The organism is Curtobacterium sp. PvP017, assembly GCF_054060195.1.
Genome location: NZ_JBSSCY010000015.1, coordinates 1 through 14,159 on the forward strand (window position 1 = coordinate 1; position 14,159 = coordinate 14,159).

A 14,159-nucleotide genomic window follows, 5' to 3' on the forward strand; every position below is an offset into this window, starting at 1 on the left:
GCGCGGCTGCTGTGTGCGCGCCGAACACACCCTGGTGCAGGGTGGAGAACCAGCAATGTGCGGCTGGTGAGCGCTCCGGGTGGTTCCCGGTCTGTACAGGTGATTCGGCGCCCTGCCCGAAGTCGATTGGAACCAGTTCGGACGAGTTTCGCCGACCGCCCGCTGTCCTAGGCTCGGTCCATGCAGGGGATCACGATCCGACCGACGACCGAAGCCGACTGGGAAGCCGTCCGAGCGCTCCGTCTGGAGATGCTCCGGGACACCCCGATGGCCTACGCGGAGCACCTGGCGGACGCCGAGCAGCTCGACGAGGCGGAGTGGCGTGCGCGGGGCCGGCGCGGTCAGGCCACCGGCGGCACCGCACTCGTGGCGATCGACGCCGACGGCCGCTGGGTCGGTGCGATGGGGTCGTTCATCCCCGACGCCGTGACCGGCCCGTTGCTGGTCGGCGTGTACGTGGCGCCGTCGCACCGCGGAGGTGCGGCTGGTGTGACCGATGCCCTGCTGGACGCGATCGAGTCGTGGGCATCCGGCCACGGCGACACGCTCGGACTCCACGTGCACGAGCGCAACCTGCGGGCCCAGGCCTTCTACGCGCGGCGCGGGTACGAGCCGACCGGGGCGACGGAGCCGTACGTGCTCGCGCCCGACGAGCGGGAGCTCGAGATGATCCGTCGACTCGACGGGGCCTCCGCATGACCGGCGGTGGGGTGCGGTGGCTGCTGCTCGACGTCGGCGGGGTGCTCGAGCAGGTCGACGACGCAGCGTGGCCCGGGCAGTTCCGCACGAGGTGGGCGGCGGCGTTCGGTCTGACGGACGAGGAGTTCTCGGCGCGGTTGTCGAACGCCGACCTGCCCGATGCCGCACGGCGGACCGGGGTCGACGACGAGTACTGGGGAAAGATCGGCGCGGCCCTCGGAGCCTCGGCCGAGGTGCTCGCGTCGATGCGAGCCGACTTCTGGGACGCGTACTGCGGCACGTTGAACCAGCCGCTCTTCGACTTCCTCGCCGGTCTGCGCGGGCAGGTCGGACTCGCGATCCTGTCCAACTCGGGTGACGGCGCGCGCGAGGAGGAAGAGCGACGGTTCGGGTTCGCGGCCGTGTTCGACCCGATCTCCTACAGCCACGAGATCGGGGTCACGAAGCCGGAACCCGAGGCGTTCCGGATCGTGCTCGACCGGCTCGACGCCGCACCCGCCGATGTCCTCTTCATCGACGACGTGCCGGAGAACATCGAGGCTGCCCGCGCGATGGGGATTCGGGCGCACCTGCACGTCGAAACCGCGGACACGATCGCGGCGATCCGCGCCGCGATGCCGGAGGATCGAGAGCCGTGACGGAACCGGTCCGCGGCATCGTCTTCTTCGACGTCGACGGGACCCTCGTGTCGACCGGTTCGAGCAGCAGTCACCTCGCCGCGCGTCTCGGCCATCGGGAGGCGTTGGACGAGGCCGAGCGACAGTACGCCGACGGCATACTCACGAACCGACAGGTGAGCGAGATCGACGCCGCCGGCTGGCGCGGTGCATCGACGTCGGCCGTCGATCGATGGCTCGAGGACCTGCCGGTGCTCACCGGCGTGGAGCTCGTGGTGGCGTGGTGTCGCTCGCACCGGGTCGCTCCCGTGCTCGCGTCGCTCGCGTGGCAGCCGGTCACGGCGTCGCTCGCGCGACGGTTCGGGTTCGTGGCCAACGGCGGACCGCGGGTGGGGGTCACGGGCGAGACCCACGACGGGACGGTGGCGGAGCACTTCGACGAGTTCGACAAACGAGACGCTGCGCTTCGGTACGCGCTGACTCGTGGCGTGCCGATCGAGCGGTGCTGTGCGATCGGGGACAGCCGATCGGACATCCCGCTCTTCGAGGTGGTCCCGGCTGCACTGGCACTCAACGCGACCGGAGCAGCACGGGCGGCAGCGTCGTCCGCGATCGACACGATGGACCTCTCGGAGGTCGTGCCGTGGCTCGAGACGTGGCTGCGCGGTCTGGACTGATCCGGTTCAGCGACTGGGTGATCGGGACTCCGTCGTGAGCGACTCGACCCAGCCCTGCGCCGCGCGGAGGAGGTCGTCGCGGGACGCACCCTCGAACGCGCTGAGACGCAGGAAGTGCTGCGTGATCGTGATGCCGAGGATCCCGCTCACGGTCATCAAGGCCCGCAGCCGCGCGTCGTCGCCATCGAGCGACCGCGCCAGGTTCTCGACCCGCTCGTCGAGGTAGCCGCGCATGGTGTCCGCCGCTTCGGGCACCGTCAGCATCGACCGGACGAGGGCGGCCGTCTCTGCGGGGAGCGCGTCGAACCGGATCCCCAGGACGTCGAGCAGGTGGTCGGCAGCCGCGCGCTCACCCCCGCCGTCCGACACGGCCGGCAGCTGTACGGCGGTCGCGAACAGCGCTGCCTTCGACCCGAAGTGCTGCATCACGAGCGACGGATCGATGCCGGCCGCTGCGGCGATGCTCCGGATCGTCGTGCCCTCGTACCCGTTCGCACCGAACTGCTGCCGCGCAGCTTCGCGGATGCGCTCGGCGGTCTGTGCGCGTTTCGCGTCGCGTGAGGTCTCGGCCATGCGACTGACTCTACGGTGTTGAGTGAGGTGTACGGTTCACTCAACGCCGATGAGCGACTGCGTCGGCGCGAGACCTGACGGAGGCACCCGATGACCCTGATCGCGATCGAAGAGCACTGGAACCACCCGGCACTGACCGACGCCGTCAACGCCCTGCCCGAGGACCGCCGCGACCCGAGCACCGCGCTGGACGAGCTCGGCGACAACGGTGAGCGACTCCGTGACCTCGGCGACGCCCGGCTCGCGGCGATGGACGAGCAGGGCATCGACGTTCAGGTGCTGTCCCTCGCCCCGCCCGGAGCGCAGCCCCTCGACGCCGCGGACGCGATCCCGCTGAGTCGGCAGGCGAACGACATCGCGATCGCCGCGGTGGCGGACCACCCGGACCGGTTCCGTGCGTTCGCGACCCTGCCGATGGCGGACCCGGCTGCCGCCGTCACCGAGCTGCAACGCACCGCCGGCCTCGGCTGCGTCGGCGCGATGGTCTACGGGCGGACCGGCGAGGTGCCGCTCGACGATCGGCGGTACGACGACCTCTTCGCCGCCGCGGCATCGCTCGGGCAGCCCGTCTTCATCCACCCGCAGATCCCGTCGAAGCGTCTGCGCGAAGCGGCGTACGAGGGATTCGATCCGATGGTCGAGCTCGGGTTGGCGACCTTCGGGTGGGGGTGGCACCTCGAGGCGGCACGAGCGGCACTTCGCCTGATCGTCGGTGGCACCTTCGACCGGCACCCGGACCTGCAGATCGTGCTGGGCCACTGGGGTGAGCTGCTGCTCTTCTGGCTCGACCGCGCGGACAGCCTGTCGCGGGTCGCCGGGCTCGAGCGGAAGGTCTCCGACACCGTCCGCTCCAACGTCCACATCACCAGCTCGGGCATGCTCAGTCCCGCCCTGCTCCGGCACGCGCTCGACGTCACGACGCCCGATCGGCTGCTGTTCTCCACCGACCACCCGTTCCAGCGGCCCTCCGCCGACGAGATCGACACGTTCCTGCAGGAGTTCCCCTCGGACGTGGCCCGCGATGCCTTCACATCGGGGAACGCACGTCGGCTGTTCGGGATCGGCGACCAGACGGATGCGGCATGATCGGTCCGTGCCCAACCCGAACGTGACCGCCGCGTACCGCGCTGCCCGTGACCAGTTGCTCTCCGCAGAGTCCGCCGATGCCGCCCGTGCCGACTTCCGGTGGCCGGACCTCGGCGACACCTTCAACTGGGCGGACGACTGGTTCGACGTCATCGCGGCCGGCAACGACCGCATCGCGCTCTGGATCGTCGACGCGGCCGGCTCGGAACAGCGACTCAGCTACGCGGAGATGGCCGCCCGGTCCGACCGCTTGGCCGTGCGCCTGCACGAGCACGGCGTCCGGAAGGGCGACCACGTGCTGGTCATGCTCGGCAACCAGCTCGAGCTGTGGGAGACGATGCTCGCGGTGATCAAACTCGGAGCGGTGATCCTGCCGACGTCGACGATGCTCGACACCGCCGACCTGCAGGACCGCGTCGACCGCGGAGCCGTGGCGCACGTCGTCACGAACCGCAGCGAGACCGCGAAGTACGACGACGTTCGCGGGGGCTTCTCCCGCATCGTGATCGGCGGCGCCGTGGACGGCTGGACGGAGTACCCGTCCGACCTCGGCGAACCAGCGCCCGCGGGGGAGTCGCGACCGGTCGTGGTCACCAGGACCACCGATCCCTGCCTCGTCTACTTCACGTCGGGAACGACCTCGAAGCCGAAGATGGTCGTGCACACCCAGACGTCGTACCCAGTCGGGCACCTCAGCACGATGCACTGGCTCGGCCTGCGGCCCGGGGACGTGCACCTGGCGATCAGCTCGCCCGGCTGGGGCAAGCACGCGTGGAGCTGCTTCTTCGCGCCGTGGATCGCCGAGGCGACCGTCTTCGTCCACGACACCCCGCGGTTCGATCCGGCCGCGCTCCTCGCCCAGCTGGACGCCGCCGAGGTGAGCACGTTCTGCGCACCGCCCACCGCCTGGCGGATGATGCTCCAGTCCGAGCTCGGCGCGCGCCCTCGGGCACTGCGCGAGGTCGTGTCGGCGGGTGAACCACTGAACCCCGAGGTCATCGACCGGGTCGAGCGCGCCTGGGGCCTGACCATCCGCGACGGCTACGGGCAGACCGAGACCACCGCGATCATCGGCAACGCCCCCGGCAGCACCGTCACGCCGGGCGCGATGGGGCGCGCATTGCCCGGCGTCACCGTGACGCTGCTGGACCCGGTGACCGGGCAGCCCGGCGACGAGGGCGAGGTCTGTCTGGACCTCGACGAGCGGCCGGTCAACCTGATGGCCGAGTACCTCGGCGACCCCGACCGCACCGCGGCATCGATGCGCGACGGCTTCTTCCACACCGGCGACATCGCGGTCCGGGACGCCGACGGAGAGCTGACCTTCATCGGTCGGACCGACGACGTGTTCAAGTCGTCCGATTACAAGGTGTCCCCGTTCGAGGTCGAGAGCGCCCTGCTGCAGCACCCCGCCGTGGCCGAGAGTGCCGTCGTGCCCGCCCCGGATGACGCCCGCCTCAACGTCGTCAAGGCGTACGTCACCCTCGCCGCCGGGTTCGAGGCGACGGCGGACACCGCCGAACAGGTGCTCGCGTACGCGCGGACCGCGCTCCCGGCGTACGCACGCGTGCGGCGGGTCGAGTTCGCGGAGCTGCCGAAGACCATCTCGGGCAAGATCCGACGCGTGGAGCTGCGGGAGCGCGAAGAGCGCGCCGCCGCGAGCGGGGTGCCCGTCGACGGCGAGTGGCGCGACGAGCAGTTCCCGGGACTGCGCGCGTCCCGTCCGCTGCCGCCGGCCGCCGGCTGATCGCATGGCGGTCGACCTGCGCCCGTGGTCGGTCCACGACGCACCCGCGCTGCTCCTGGCCCGGCGGACGACGCCGGACCTGGACACGCAGTTCCCCGACGCCGACCTGCGCGACGAGGCGCAGGCGCGCGAGCACATCAGCCGGTTCCTCGGGTTCGGCGATCGCGCGAAGAACTGGGCGCTCGTGGACGACGGTGTCGCGGTCGGGAACGTCGGGCTCACCGCGATCGAGTTCCGGCACGGGACGGCCTGGGCGTCCTACTGGCTGACGCGCGGGGCACGCGGACGCGGACTCGCGACGACGGCGCTCGCCAGCGTCTCGTCCTGGGCGTTCGGCGTCGGGCTCTTCCGCCTGGAGCTCGGGCACCGGGTGAACAACCCCGCGTCGTGCCGGGTCGCCACCGCCGCGGGGTTCGCCGCAGAGGGCATCGAGCGACAGAAGCTGCGGTACGGCGTCGAACGCTTCGACGTGGAGACCCACGCTCGTCTGGCGACCGACCCGGCCCCGGTTCTGCCGGCGCTGCTCCAGGTCTCCGACTAGAGCCGCGCGGGGAACGCCGATCGTCGGCCGACCAGGGTGAGCACCGCCGCGATCGCGCCGAAGACGACCATCACGACGGCGAGGACCAGTCCGTCGAACACGGTCAACAGCGCGGCTCCGAAGACCCCGGCGACGAAGATCGCGATGTTGAACGCGACCGGCAGGAACGCGCTGGCGACGTCGGCGTTCTCTCCTCCGGCCGTGGTGAGCGCGGCCTGCAGCTGCGTCGAGGCACCACCGAAACTGACACCCCACAGGACGGCGGCGACGAGGACGGCGACCGGCGATGCGTGGCCGACGAGCAGCAGGACGCCGGTGACGACGAACAGTCCGACGCTCAGGTGCAGCAGGGGACGAGGGTGTCGATCGAGGAGGGCGCCCGTGACGACGACGCCGAGGATCGCCGCGATGCCGTAGACGAGGAGGACGAGCCCGGCGCTGAGGTCGGTACCGGTCACCCGCAGGTACGGCGAGATGTAGGTGTAGATCGTGTTGTGCGCGACCATCCACGTGGCGATGACGGCGAGGATGACTGCGATCCCGCGGATGCGGAACACCTTGACGACGGAGAGCTTCGCGGCGCCGGTCTGTCCCGGCGCATCCGGCACGAACACGGCGATGAGGGCCAGGATGACGACCCCGACGAGGCTGAGGCCGATGAACGACCACCGCCAGTCCAGGGCGGTGCCGATGAACGACCCGAGGGGCGTGCCCAGCGCGAAGCCGACGGGCGCGCCGGTGGAGACGATGGCGAGCGAGACGCCGGCGAACCGGGCGGGGCTGATCCGCCGCGCGTAGGTGGCGAACATGCCCCATATGACGCCGGACGCCGCGCCGGCGACGAACCGTGTCGCGAGCGCGACGGTCACGTTCGGCGCGAACGCGGTGAGGGTGTTCGCGATGACCAGCACGGCGATGGCCGTCATGAGCAACGGCTTGCGGCGCAGGCTCCGGGTGAGGGCGATCGCCGGCACCGTGGCGATGACCGTGCCGATCGCGTAGGCGCTGACGAAGAGCCCGACCGTGCCCTCCGACGTCCCCATGCCGTCCGCGATGACCGGCAGGAGGCCCGCGGGCATGGTCTCCATCGCGACGAGCACGAACCCGATCGCCGCGAGCAGCGCGAGCGGGAACCACGGCAGCCGGTCGTCGGCGTGCGGTGCGTTCGCGGGCTGGTTCGACGGGGTCGTCGTCACGAGGTGGTCCATGTCCCTGACGGTAGGTGCAGACCGCGGGCGGCTGAGAGGTTCTCCCCGACCCCGTCTGGGCAGAGCCTCACTCACTGCACGGATGTGGTCTTCGATGGGGACATGACCGAGCCCCAGACCTTCTTCATCACCGGGACCAGCCGCGGCATGGGCACCGACTTCGCGCGTGCGGCCCTGGACGCCGGACACCACGTCGTCGCGACCGGGCGGGACCCGGAACGCGTCCTCGCAGCCGTCGGCCAGCACGAGGAGCTGCTCGCCGTCGCGCTGGACGTCACGGACGAGCGCACCGTCCGGAGCGCGGTCGACGCCGCGATCGAACGGTTCGGCCGCATCGACGTGCTGGTGAACAACGCCGGCAGCTTCCAGGGCGGCTTCTTCGAAGAGGTCTCGCCGGAGCAGTTCCGCGCGCAGATGGAGACGAACTTCTTCGGTGCGCTGAACGTCACCCGCGCGGTGCTCCCCGTGATGCGGGCGCAGCGCTCCGGTCGGGTCATCACCATCAGCTCGACCGCCGGCATCGTCGCCGGCGCCGGAGGGAGCGCGTACGCCGCGTCGAAGTTCGCGCTCGAGGGGTGGATGGAGGCACTGCACGACGAGGTCCTGCCGTTCGGCATCCACACCACCGTCGTCGAGCCCGGTTTCTTCCGCACCGACCTGCTCGCGGAGGGCAGCTCCACGTTCTGGGGCGACGTCCACCTCGACGACTACCGTGCCTCGTCCGACCAGACGAAGGGGTTCTTCCGCGGCATGGAGGGCAAGCAGAGCGGCGATCCGGAGAAGCTCGCCCGCACGCTCCTGGCGCTGACCGAGATGTCCGAGCCGCCGGTGCGCCTCGTGGCCGGAGCGGACAGCGTCGCGGGGGTCCTGCGGAAGGCACAGCAGCTGGACGAGCAGGCACGGGCGTTCCCGGAACTGACCTCGTCGCTCGACCTGGACGACCAGCAGCACTGAGTCGGGGATCCGCACACGACCAAACCCCTCGAACGGGGGCTCCGAATGAGTCCGGTCGTTCATGACCCGTTACCGGACGCGCCCTCGTCGTCGACCCGAACTTCGACGTGGGCGCGTTCGTACGCCCGGGCAATCGATCCGGGGTCCGGTTCCGAACAACCCGCAGTAACGGGATCAGGAGTTGTCCGTCCGGCCCTGTTCGGGTCAGGCACCGGACGGGCAGCTCTCCCGTCATCGCACGAGTGCCGCGTAGCACCCCGGACACAGCGCGCTCGACCAGCTCCCCAACGCGGCACGGGGCAGCGAGACTGGTTCGGTGCGCTCTCGTCTCGTCGTCGGACTCCTCGTCACCCTTGCCTGCACCGTGCCGCTCACGGCGTGCTCGACCGTCGAGGGCCTGGCACACGACGCGCTGCGGTCGTCCGACGGATCGAACGGCACCGAGACGGCGCCCTGTCCGCGCGACGACGTGCCAGCACCGGAGCAAGCCGACCCGACACCGGAACAGACCCCGGCGCCGACCCTCGACCCCGCCGTCGCGAGCCAGGTCGGCACCGCGCTCCGACAGGTCCGTGCGCTCCCGTCCGTCGCCGAGGCCACGCAGACGACCACGAACACCCCCAGCTCCACCCCCGACCCGACCTGTTCCACCCGGTGGGTCACGTCGAACCACTTCGCGTCGCGGTTCACGGTCACGATGGACCCCGACGCGACCCCGGCCGAGGCCGGAGCCGTCCCGACGACGATGGCCACCGAACTGGCGTGGACCGGCGCCTCCCTGACGCTGACCGTGCCGGCGGACGAGGGGCACATCGCAAGCATCGTCCACTACGACGGCACGTTCGACCAGCAGATCCCCGAGTCGACGTCGACCGCGGTGGCACGGGGGCTCGCGACCCTCGCCGCGACCCCGCACGTGACCGGGCTCGAGGCCTCGATCCCGTACACGATGCGCGTCGACTACGGTTCACTCGTCATCGGCGTGGACTCGGAGGACCAGGGCGTCCTCGACCGCGTCCGCGCCGTGATCGACACGACGGCCTTCGCGGACACGACCCTGCACGGTTCGTTCGGCAACGGCGCGAAACCGTGACCCGCGGCGGCGGAGCGCGCCGGTAGCGTCGAACGGTGATCTCCGCACCTCGCCCCGGTGTCCGCCCGTCCGTTTCCGACGACGGGCCACAACGTCAGCTCACCGCTCTCGGGTGGGCGACCCCGCACCAGTACGAGGACCACGGCACCGAGTTCCTCGTCTACGGGCCGCGTGACGACCACGAGGTGGACGTCGTGCTCTCGATCATCGCGGAGAGCCTGGCCTTCGCCCGCGACCCCGGCGACGAACAACCCGGACACGGCCCGGTCTGAGGCCCGCGGCACGCCATACTGACCCCATGACCCGCGCGCTGCTCCTCGTCGACATCCAGCTGGACTACTTCCCGGGCGGGGCGTTCCCCCTCGTCGAACCCGAGGCCGCTGCCGCCGCAGCCCGCACCGTGCTCGAGTCGTTCCGCGCCGCCGGCGACCTGGTGGTGCACGTGTTCCACGTGTCCACCGACCCCGACGCCACGTTCTTCGTGCCGGGCACGCCGGGCCTCGACTTCCACCCGTCGGTCGCGCCCGTCGACGGCGAGACGATCATCGAGAAGCACGCACCGAACAGCTTCATCGGCACCGGACTCCAGGAACTGCTGACCGACGCCGGAGTCGACGAGGTCACCATCGTCGGGATGATGAGCAGCATGTGCATCGACTCGACGACCCGGGCCGCACACGAACTCGGCTTCACCGCGACGGTCGTCGCCGACGCGTGCGCGGCGCCGGACCTGACATCCGGGGGCGTCACCGTCCCGGGTGCGAGCGTCCACGCCGCCTTCATGGCGGCGCTCGACGGCAGCTTCGCGACCGTCACGACGAGCGACGCGCTCAGCCGCTGACGTCCGCAGGGCGCGTTGGGGGCCCTGAGATGGGACAGAGCGGACGGGAGGCCCGTGGCGGCCCCGCCCCGCGCCTCCCGTCCGCCAGCCGGCTCAGTTGATGATCTCCCCGCGCTCGTCCGCGCGCAGTGCGGCCAGGCGCTCGCGCCAGAGGCGCAGCGCTTCGGACGTGAGTCGGGGCCAGTCAGTGACCTCGCGGACGATCCGTACTGGTTCGGTGCTGCGGTAGGACCGGGTCGGGTTGCCGGGGAACTTCTTGTCGGTGACGTTGGGGTCGTCCTCGTACGGGCCGATCGGCGCGACCTCGTAGACCCGCGGTTCGGCGTCACCGGCGGCGAGCTCGGCAGCGAGGCCGGCGCCGTCGGAGACCGCCGTGAAGTAGACGTGGTTCATGACCACCTCGGGGCGGTAGTTCGACCGGAAGCCCGCGGTGAGCAGGTCGCCCGGCACGAGGTCGGCCTTCGTGCCGTGGAAGAACGGTCCGTCGTCCTGTGCCTGCTTCACGGCGTCAGGCTAGTCCCGGCACCCCCGCACCTGACATATCCCCCTTCCGACGGACGCGCCGCCGGACACCGCTGCAATAGCGTGGCCGCCGTGATCGAAGTCAGCCACCTCACCAAACAGTACGGTCCGAAGACCGCCGTGGACGACGTCTCGTTCGTCGTCCGACCCGGCAGTGTGACCGGCTTCCTGGGGCCGAACGGCGCCGGGAAGTCCACCACGATGCGCATGATCATGGGCCTCGACCGGCCCACCGCGGGGAGCGCGACGGTGAACGGCCAGCCGTACACGACGTTCCGCGACCCGCTCCGACAGGTCGGCGCCCTGCTCGAGGCGAAGGCGGTCCACTCGGGCCGCAGCGCCTACAACCACCTGCTCTCGCTCGCGGCGACCCACGGCATCCCGAAGGCCCGCGTGCACGAGGTCATCGACATGACCGGCCTCGAGTCGGTCGCGAAGAAGCGCGTCGGCGGGTTCTCGCTCGGCATGGGGCAGCGCCTGGGAATCGCTGCCGCACTGCTCGGCGACCCGAAGACCCTGATCCTCGACGAGCCCGTCAACGGCCTCGACCCCGACGGCGTGCTGTGGGTCAGGCAGCTCGCCCGGCGGATGGCTGCCGACGGCCGCACCGTGTTCCTGTCCAGCCACCTGATGAGCGAGATGGCGCAGACCGCCGACCGCGTGGTCGTGCTCGGCCGCGGCAAGGTCCTGGCCGACGCCCCGATCGCCGAGTTCGTCGCCGGCGGCGGAGCCGCTCCCGGCACCGCCGGTGGTGGCAGCCGGGTCATCGTCCGGACGCCCTCGCCCGACCAGCTGTTCCAGGCCATCGGCCCGAACGCGACCGTGACCCCGCGCGAGGACGGCACCTTCCTGGTCGTCGGTCCCGACGCACCGACGGTCGGCAACATCGCCGCCCAGGCCGGCGTCGCACTGCACGAACTCACCCCGACCGGCGCGAGCCTGGAGGAGGCCTACATGGCCCTCACCCGCGACGACGTCGAGTACCGATCGGAGGGCACCCGATGAGCGCCACCACCTCGCCCACCACGCCGTCGACCCGCATGCACGGCGCGACCCGTCTGTCGTTCCCGCACCTGGTGCGCAGCGAGTGGATCAAGCTCCGCAGCATCCGGTCCACGTTCTGGTGCTACGCGATCCTGGTCGTCGTCACCATCGGCATGGCCGCGCTCGTCGGTGCCAACACGAACAGCGGTGGGCAGGACCTGCCCACCGACATCGCCAACGGTACGTTCGTGAACGCCAACACCGTGGGCGTCCTGCTCTCGTCGCTCGTCGTCGGGGTGCTCGGCGTCCTCATCATCACCGGTGAGTACGGTACGGGTCAGGTCCGCTCGACGTTCACGGCCGACCCCCGTCGCACCGGGGTGATCCTGGCCAAGGCGACCGTCCTCGCACTGACGACCTTCGTGGTCAGCGCCGTCGCCACCTGGGTCGGCGTGCTCATCTCCCTGCCGCTGCTGGCCGGCAACGGTGTGGAGCCGGAGATCGGGAACCCGTCGGTGTTCCTGCCGATCCTCGGTTCGTCGGTCTTCCTGACCCTGCTGGCGCTCCTGGCGTACGGCATCGGTCTGCTCGTCCGCTCGAGCGCCGGTGGCATCGCGATCACGCTCGGCCTTCTGCTGGTCGTGCCGACGGTGCTCGCGCTCATGAGCGGGCTGATGAACGTCGAGTGGCCGACGAACATCGCGACGTTCCTGCCGGACATGGCCGGAGCCCAGCTCTACGCCTACTCGTACGACGGCCAGAGCGCCACCGACGGCGGTGTCGTCCTGAACGGCTGGGGCGGATTCGGTGTCCTGGCGGGCGAGGTGCTCGTCCTGGGTGCGCTCGCGCTGACGGTCGCGCGCGGCCGCGACGTCTGACCCGAACGACCGCACGCGCGTTCTGCGACGTCCCACCTGTCGATCGACGGGTGGGACGTCGTTCGTTGCAGGTGCATCGTCCTCGCTCCGAGGCGTCGCTAGGCTCGCACCGTGCGACACCTCCCCGCCCTGGTCCTGCCGGCGCTCGCCGTCGTGGCCCTGCTCGCCGGCTGCACGTCGGCGCCGCCCGTCGACGAAGAGGCCCTCAGCGCGTGGCAGGACGCACAGGAGAAGTCCGGAGCCGGCGACGACGCGCTCGCCACGCTGTACTCCCGGGTCGACACCGGCGAGGGACAGACCGATGCTCTTGGCGAGCTCCAGCGCGGCATCACGATCACCTTCGAGCACCCTGAACAGATCGACCACCTCGAGTTCTCCTGCTTCGGCGGCGCCCGGATGAGCGGCCAAGTGACGACGACCTCCGAGGCGACGTCCCGGACCACGTCGACCGACCCGATGCGGTGCAGCGATGGGCAGCAGCGCGTCGACCTCCCGCGCACCTGGAAGCGTGACGTGCACAGCATCTCGTTCAACGCCTTCGACAGCGACCGCGACAGCGCATGGCAGGTGCTCGTCGTCAGCGCCGGCACGGACACCGACTGATGTCACGCGGCCGCCGCTTCTCCGCGCTGGTCCTGCCGGCGCTCGCCGTCGTGGCCCTGCTCGCCGGCTGCACGTCGGCGCCGCCCGTCGACGAGCAAGCCCTCGCCAAGTGGAAGACGCAGCAGGAGGCGAAGACCGAGACCGAGGACGCGGTCCTCGGGGTGCTGAGCGCCGATGCCGCCCCCGGCAACGAGGATCCGGAGGACGTGGAGCCGGGCGTCCGGCTGCAGTTCCCGGCTTCGCAGACGATCGACCACCTCGAGTTCTCGTGCTTCGGCAACGGGCACATGCGCGGCATCGTGCGGACGACGGCCGCAGAGGCGTCCGGGAGCTTCGAACTGGCCGCGATGGCGTGCCGGGACAGCCCGCACCGCATCGACCTGACCGAGATGGCGAGCAAGGACGTCGATGCGATCGGCTTCAACGACTTCGACAGCGACCGCTCGAGCGCCTGGCGGCTCGTCATCGTCGGAGCAGGCCCGACGGGGGAGTGACTAGCGCAGCACCTGGTAGCGGTGCAGCGTGACGCCGTTGTGGTACTGCTGCTGCTCGAGCAGGTCCAGCAGCACCGGCGGCCGTCCACCCGAGGCAGGCGGATCGAACAGCGGACGGCCGGCGCCGAGCACCGCGGGGTGCGTGTAGAGCAACAGCTCGTCGAGCAGCCCCGCGTCGAGCAACTGCGTCGCGAGGTTCGGGCCGCCGACACCGATGTCGCCCTCGGACTCCTCGCGAAGGGCGGCGAGCTGCGCGATGGCGTCGTCACCCCCGATGATCCGCGTGTTGTGGTCGGCGCTGGTCCGGGTGCGCGAGACCAAGACCTTCGGCTGGTCGGTCCAGACCTCGCCGTACTCGCGCATGAACGCCGGCATCGACTCGTCGGTGCGGGCGTCCGGCCAGAAGGGGTCCATCATGTCGCGGACGACCCGCCCCTCGACGGACAGGGTCATCGCGGCGGCACGGGCGTTGAACTCGCGGTGCAGTGGTTCGTCGATCCGCATCCACTCGGGCCCCTCGACGTCGCCGAGTTCGCCCTCGTCGCGCTCGACGAAGCCGTCGATCGACACGTTCATCCAGTACACGAACCTCGCGGGCATCGCTGACTCCTTCGTCACGCGGAACCGGACGGAACCGTCCCG

18 protein-coding genes are annotated in these 14,159 nt (G+C 70.8%); 14 read left to right on the forward strand and 4 right to left on the reverse strand.

From position 1 onward, the window contains the following. Positions 1-180 precede the first annotated feature (180 nt). From ACVKXF_RS17765 to ACVKXF_RS17775, 3 genes are read left to right on the forward strand one after another with little or no spacing between them, the layout of a single operon-like run. The gene (locus ACVKXF_RS17765; protein ID WP_456796518.1) at positions 181-699 is read left to right on the forward strand and encodes an N-acetyltransferase family protein; all 519 of its coding nucleotides are present in this window, start codon (positions 181-183) and stop codon (positions 697-699) included. Further along, positions 696-1,337, forward strand: coding sequence for an HAD family hydrolase (locus ACVKXF_RS17770; RefSeq protein WP_456796519.1), 642 nt, complete (start codon positions 696-698; stop codon positions 1,335-1,337). Before ACVKXF_RS17765 ends, ACVKXF_RS17770 begins: the two co-directional genes overlap by 4 nt. Beyond that, complete coding sequence (locus ACVKXF_RS17775) at positions 1,334-1,993, forward strand: HAD family hydrolase (RefSeq protein ID WP_456796520.1); 660 nt, start codon at positions 1,334-1,336, stop codon at positions 1,991-1,993. Before ACVKXF_RS17770 ends, ACVKXF_RS17775 begins: the two co-directional genes overlap by 4 nt. Before the next feature lie 6 nt (positions 1,994-1,999). Here the strand turns inward: ACVKXF_RS17775 and ACVKXF_RS17780 are convergent, their stop codons facing one another. Next, complete coding sequence (locus ACVKXF_RS17780; RefSeq protein ID WP_456796521.1) at positions 2,000-2,566, reverse strand: TetR/AcrR family transcriptional regulator; 567 nt, start codon at positions 2,564-2,566, stop codon at positions 2,000-2,002. A 90-nt stretch (positions 2,567-2,656) separates the two neighbouring features. On the opposite strand from ACVKXF_RS17780, the gene ACVKXF_RS17785 reads away from it, so the two are divergent. From ACVKXF_RS17785 to ACVKXF_RS17795, 3 genes are read left to right on the forward strand one after another with little or no spacing between them, the layout of a single operon-like run. After that, positions 2,657-3,652 (forward strand): amidohydrolase family protein, encoded by a 996-nt coding sequence (locus ACVKXF_RS17785; RefSeq protein WP_456796522.1) that lies wholly within the window; start codon positions 2,657-2,659, stop codon positions 3,650-3,652. Further along, entirely contained in the window at positions 3,642-5,399 is a 1,758-nt protein-coding gene (locus tag ACVKXF_RS17790) for an AMP-binding protein (RefSeq protein ID WP_456796523.1), read from the forward strand. The genes ACVKXF_RS17785 and ACVKXF_RS17790 overlap by 11 nt, the downstream gene beginning before the upstream one ends. Positions 5,400-5,403: 4 nt before the next feature. After that, a complete protein-coding gene (locus ACVKXF_RS17795; RefSeq protein WP_456796524.1) occupies positions 5,404-5,940 on the forward strand; it encodes a GNAT family N-acetyltransferase in 537 nt (178 codons plus the stop codon). Here the strand turns inward: ACVKXF_RS17795 and ACVKXF_RS17800 are convergent. Next, positions 5,937-7,148 carry an MFS transporter gene (locus ACVKXF_RS17800; protein WP_456796525.1) on the reverse strand — a complete coding sequence of 404 codons (1,212 nt, stop codon included), beginning with the start codon at positions 7,146-7,148 and terminating at the stop codon, positions 5,937-5,939. The genes ACVKXF_RS17795 and ACVKXF_RS17800 overlap by 4 nt on opposite strands. Before the next feature lie 102 nt (positions 7,149-7,250). Between ACVKXF_RS17800 and ACVKXF_RS17805 the strand changes: the two genes are divergently transcribed. The 4 genes from ACVKXF_RS17805 (at position 7,251) to ACVKXF_RS17820 (ending at position 10,036) form a co-directional block, all read left to right on the forward strand. Then, positions 7,251-8,102: an SDR family NAD(P)-dependent oxidoreductase gene (locus ACVKXF_RS17805; protein WP_456796526.1), complete on the forward strand. Its 852-nt coding sequence runs from the start codon at positions 7,251-7,253 to the stop codon at positions 8,100-8,102. A gap of 316 nt (positions 8,103-8,418) precedes the next feature. Then, entirely contained in the window at positions 8,419-9,195 is a 777-nt protein-coding gene (locus tag ACVKXF_RS17810) for a hypothetical protein (RefSeq protein ID WP_456796527.1), read from the forward strand. Positions 9,196-9,230: 35 nt separating this feature from the next. Continuing rightward, on the forward strand, positions 9,231-9,467 hold the full coding sequence (locus tag ACVKXF_RS17815) for a luciferase domain-containing protein (RefSeq protein ID WP_456796528.1): 237 nt from the start codon (positions 9,231-9,233) through the stop codon (positions 9,465-9,467). A 26-nt stretch (positions 9,468-9,493) separates the two neighbouring features. Then, a complete protein-coding gene (locus ACVKXF_RS17820; RefSeq protein WP_456796529.1) occupies positions 9,494-10,036 on the forward strand; it encodes a cysteine hydrolase family protein in 543 nt (180 codons plus the stop codon). A gap of 93 nt (positions 10,037-10,129) precedes the next feature. On the opposite strand, the gene arr is transcribed toward ACVKXF_RS17820, so the two are convergent. Beyond that, a complete protein-coding gene (arr, locus tag ACVKXF_RS17825) occupies positions 10,130-10,540 on the reverse strand; it encodes an NAD(+)--rifampin ADP-ribosyltransferase (protein WP_456796530.1) in 411 nt (136 codons plus the stop codon). A 90-nt stretch (positions 10,541-10,630) separates the two neighbouring features. Here arr and ACVKXF_RS17830 point away from each other — a divergent pair, with 90 nt between their 5' ends. From ACVKXF_RS17830 to ACVKXF_RS17845, 4 genes are all read left to right on the forward strand, one after another. Further along, entirely contained in the window at positions 10,631-11,563 is a 933-nt protein-coding gene (locus ACVKXF_RS17830; protein WP_340196273.1) for an ABC transporter ATP-binding protein, read from the forward strand. Further along, positions 11,560-12,420, forward strand: coding sequence for an ABC transporter permease (locus ACVKXF_RS17835; protein ID WP_456796531.1), 861 nt, complete (start codon positions 11,560-11,562; stop codon positions 12,418-12,420). Before ACVKXF_RS17830 ends, ACVKXF_RS17835 begins: the two co-directional genes overlap by 4 nt. Positions 12,421-12,531: 111 nt before the next feature. Further along, positions 12,532-13,023, forward strand: coding sequence for a hypothetical protein (locus ACVKXF_RS17840; RefSeq protein ID WP_456796532.1), 492 nt, complete (start codon positions 12,532-12,534; stop codon positions 13,021-13,023). Next, positions 13,023-13,517 (forward strand): hypothetical protein, encoded by a 495-nt coding sequence (locus tag ACVKXF_RS17845; RefSeq protein WP_456796533.1) that lies wholly within the window; start codon positions 13,023-13,025, stop codon positions 13,515-13,517. Before ACVKXF_RS17840 ends, ACVKXF_RS17845 begins: the two co-directional genes overlap by 1 nt. Here the strand turns inward: ACVKXF_RS17845 and ACVKXF_RS17850 are convergent, their stop codons facing one another. Beyond that, a complete protein-coding gene (locus ACVKXF_RS17850) occupies positions 13,518-14,117 on the reverse strand; it encodes a dihydrofolate reductase family protein (RefSeq protein ID WP_456796534.1) in 600 nt (199 codons plus the stop codon). Positions 14,118-14,159: the final 42 nt, after the last annotated feature.

Bases quoted from the DNA above. Each gene is read 5' to 3' on its own strand.
- ACVKXF_RS17765 (WP_456796518.1), top strand. From the start codon at position 181: ATGCAGGGGATCACGATCCGACCGACGACCGAAGCCGACTGGGAAGCC.
- ACVKXF_RS17805 (WP_456796526.1), top strand. From the start codon at position 7,251: ATGACCGAGCCCCAGACCTTCTTCATCACCGGGACCAGCCGCGGCATG.
- ACVKXF_RS17820 (WP_456796529.1), top strand. From the start codon at position 9,494: ATGACCCGCGCGCTGCTCCTCGTCGACATCCAGCTGGACTACTTCCCG.
- ACVKXF_RS17850 (WP_456796534.1), bottom strand. From the start codon at position 14,117: ATGCCCGCGAGGTTCGTGTACTGGATGAACGTGTCGATCGACGGCTTC.
- ACVKXF_RS17835 (WP_456796531.1), top strand. From the start codon at position 11,560: ATGAGCGCCACCACCTCGCCCACCACGCCGTCGACCCGCATGCACGGC.
- ACVKXF_RS17785 (WP_456796522.1), top strand. From the start codon at position 2,657: ATGACCCTGATCGCGATCGAAGAGCACTGGAACCACCCGGCACTGACC.
- ACVKXF_RS17845 (WP_456796533.1), top strand. From the start codon at position 13,023: ATGTCACGCGGCCGCCGCTTCTCCGCGCTGGTCCTGCCGGCGCTCGCC.
- ACVKXF_RS17790 (WP_456796523.1), top strand. From the start codon at position 3,642: ATGCGGCATGATCGGTCCGTGCCCAACCCGAACGTGACCGCCGCGTAC.
- ACVKXF_RS17795 (WP_456796524.1), top strand. From the start codon at position 5,404: ATGGCGGTCGACCTGCGCCCGTGGTCGGTCCACGACGCACCCGCGCTG.
- ACVKXF_RS17770 (WP_456796519.1), top strand. From the start codon at position 696: ATGACCGGCGGTGGGGTGCGGTGGCTGCTGCTCGACGTCGGCGGGGTG.
- ACVKXF_RS17800 (WP_456796525.1), bottom strand. From the start codon at position 7,148: ATGGACCACCTCGTGACGACGACCCCGTCGAACCAGCCCGCGAACGCA.
- ACVKXF_RS17780 (WP_456796521.1), bottom strand. From the start codon at position 2,566: ATGGCCGAGACCTCACGCGACGCGAAACGCGCACAGACCGCCGAGCGC.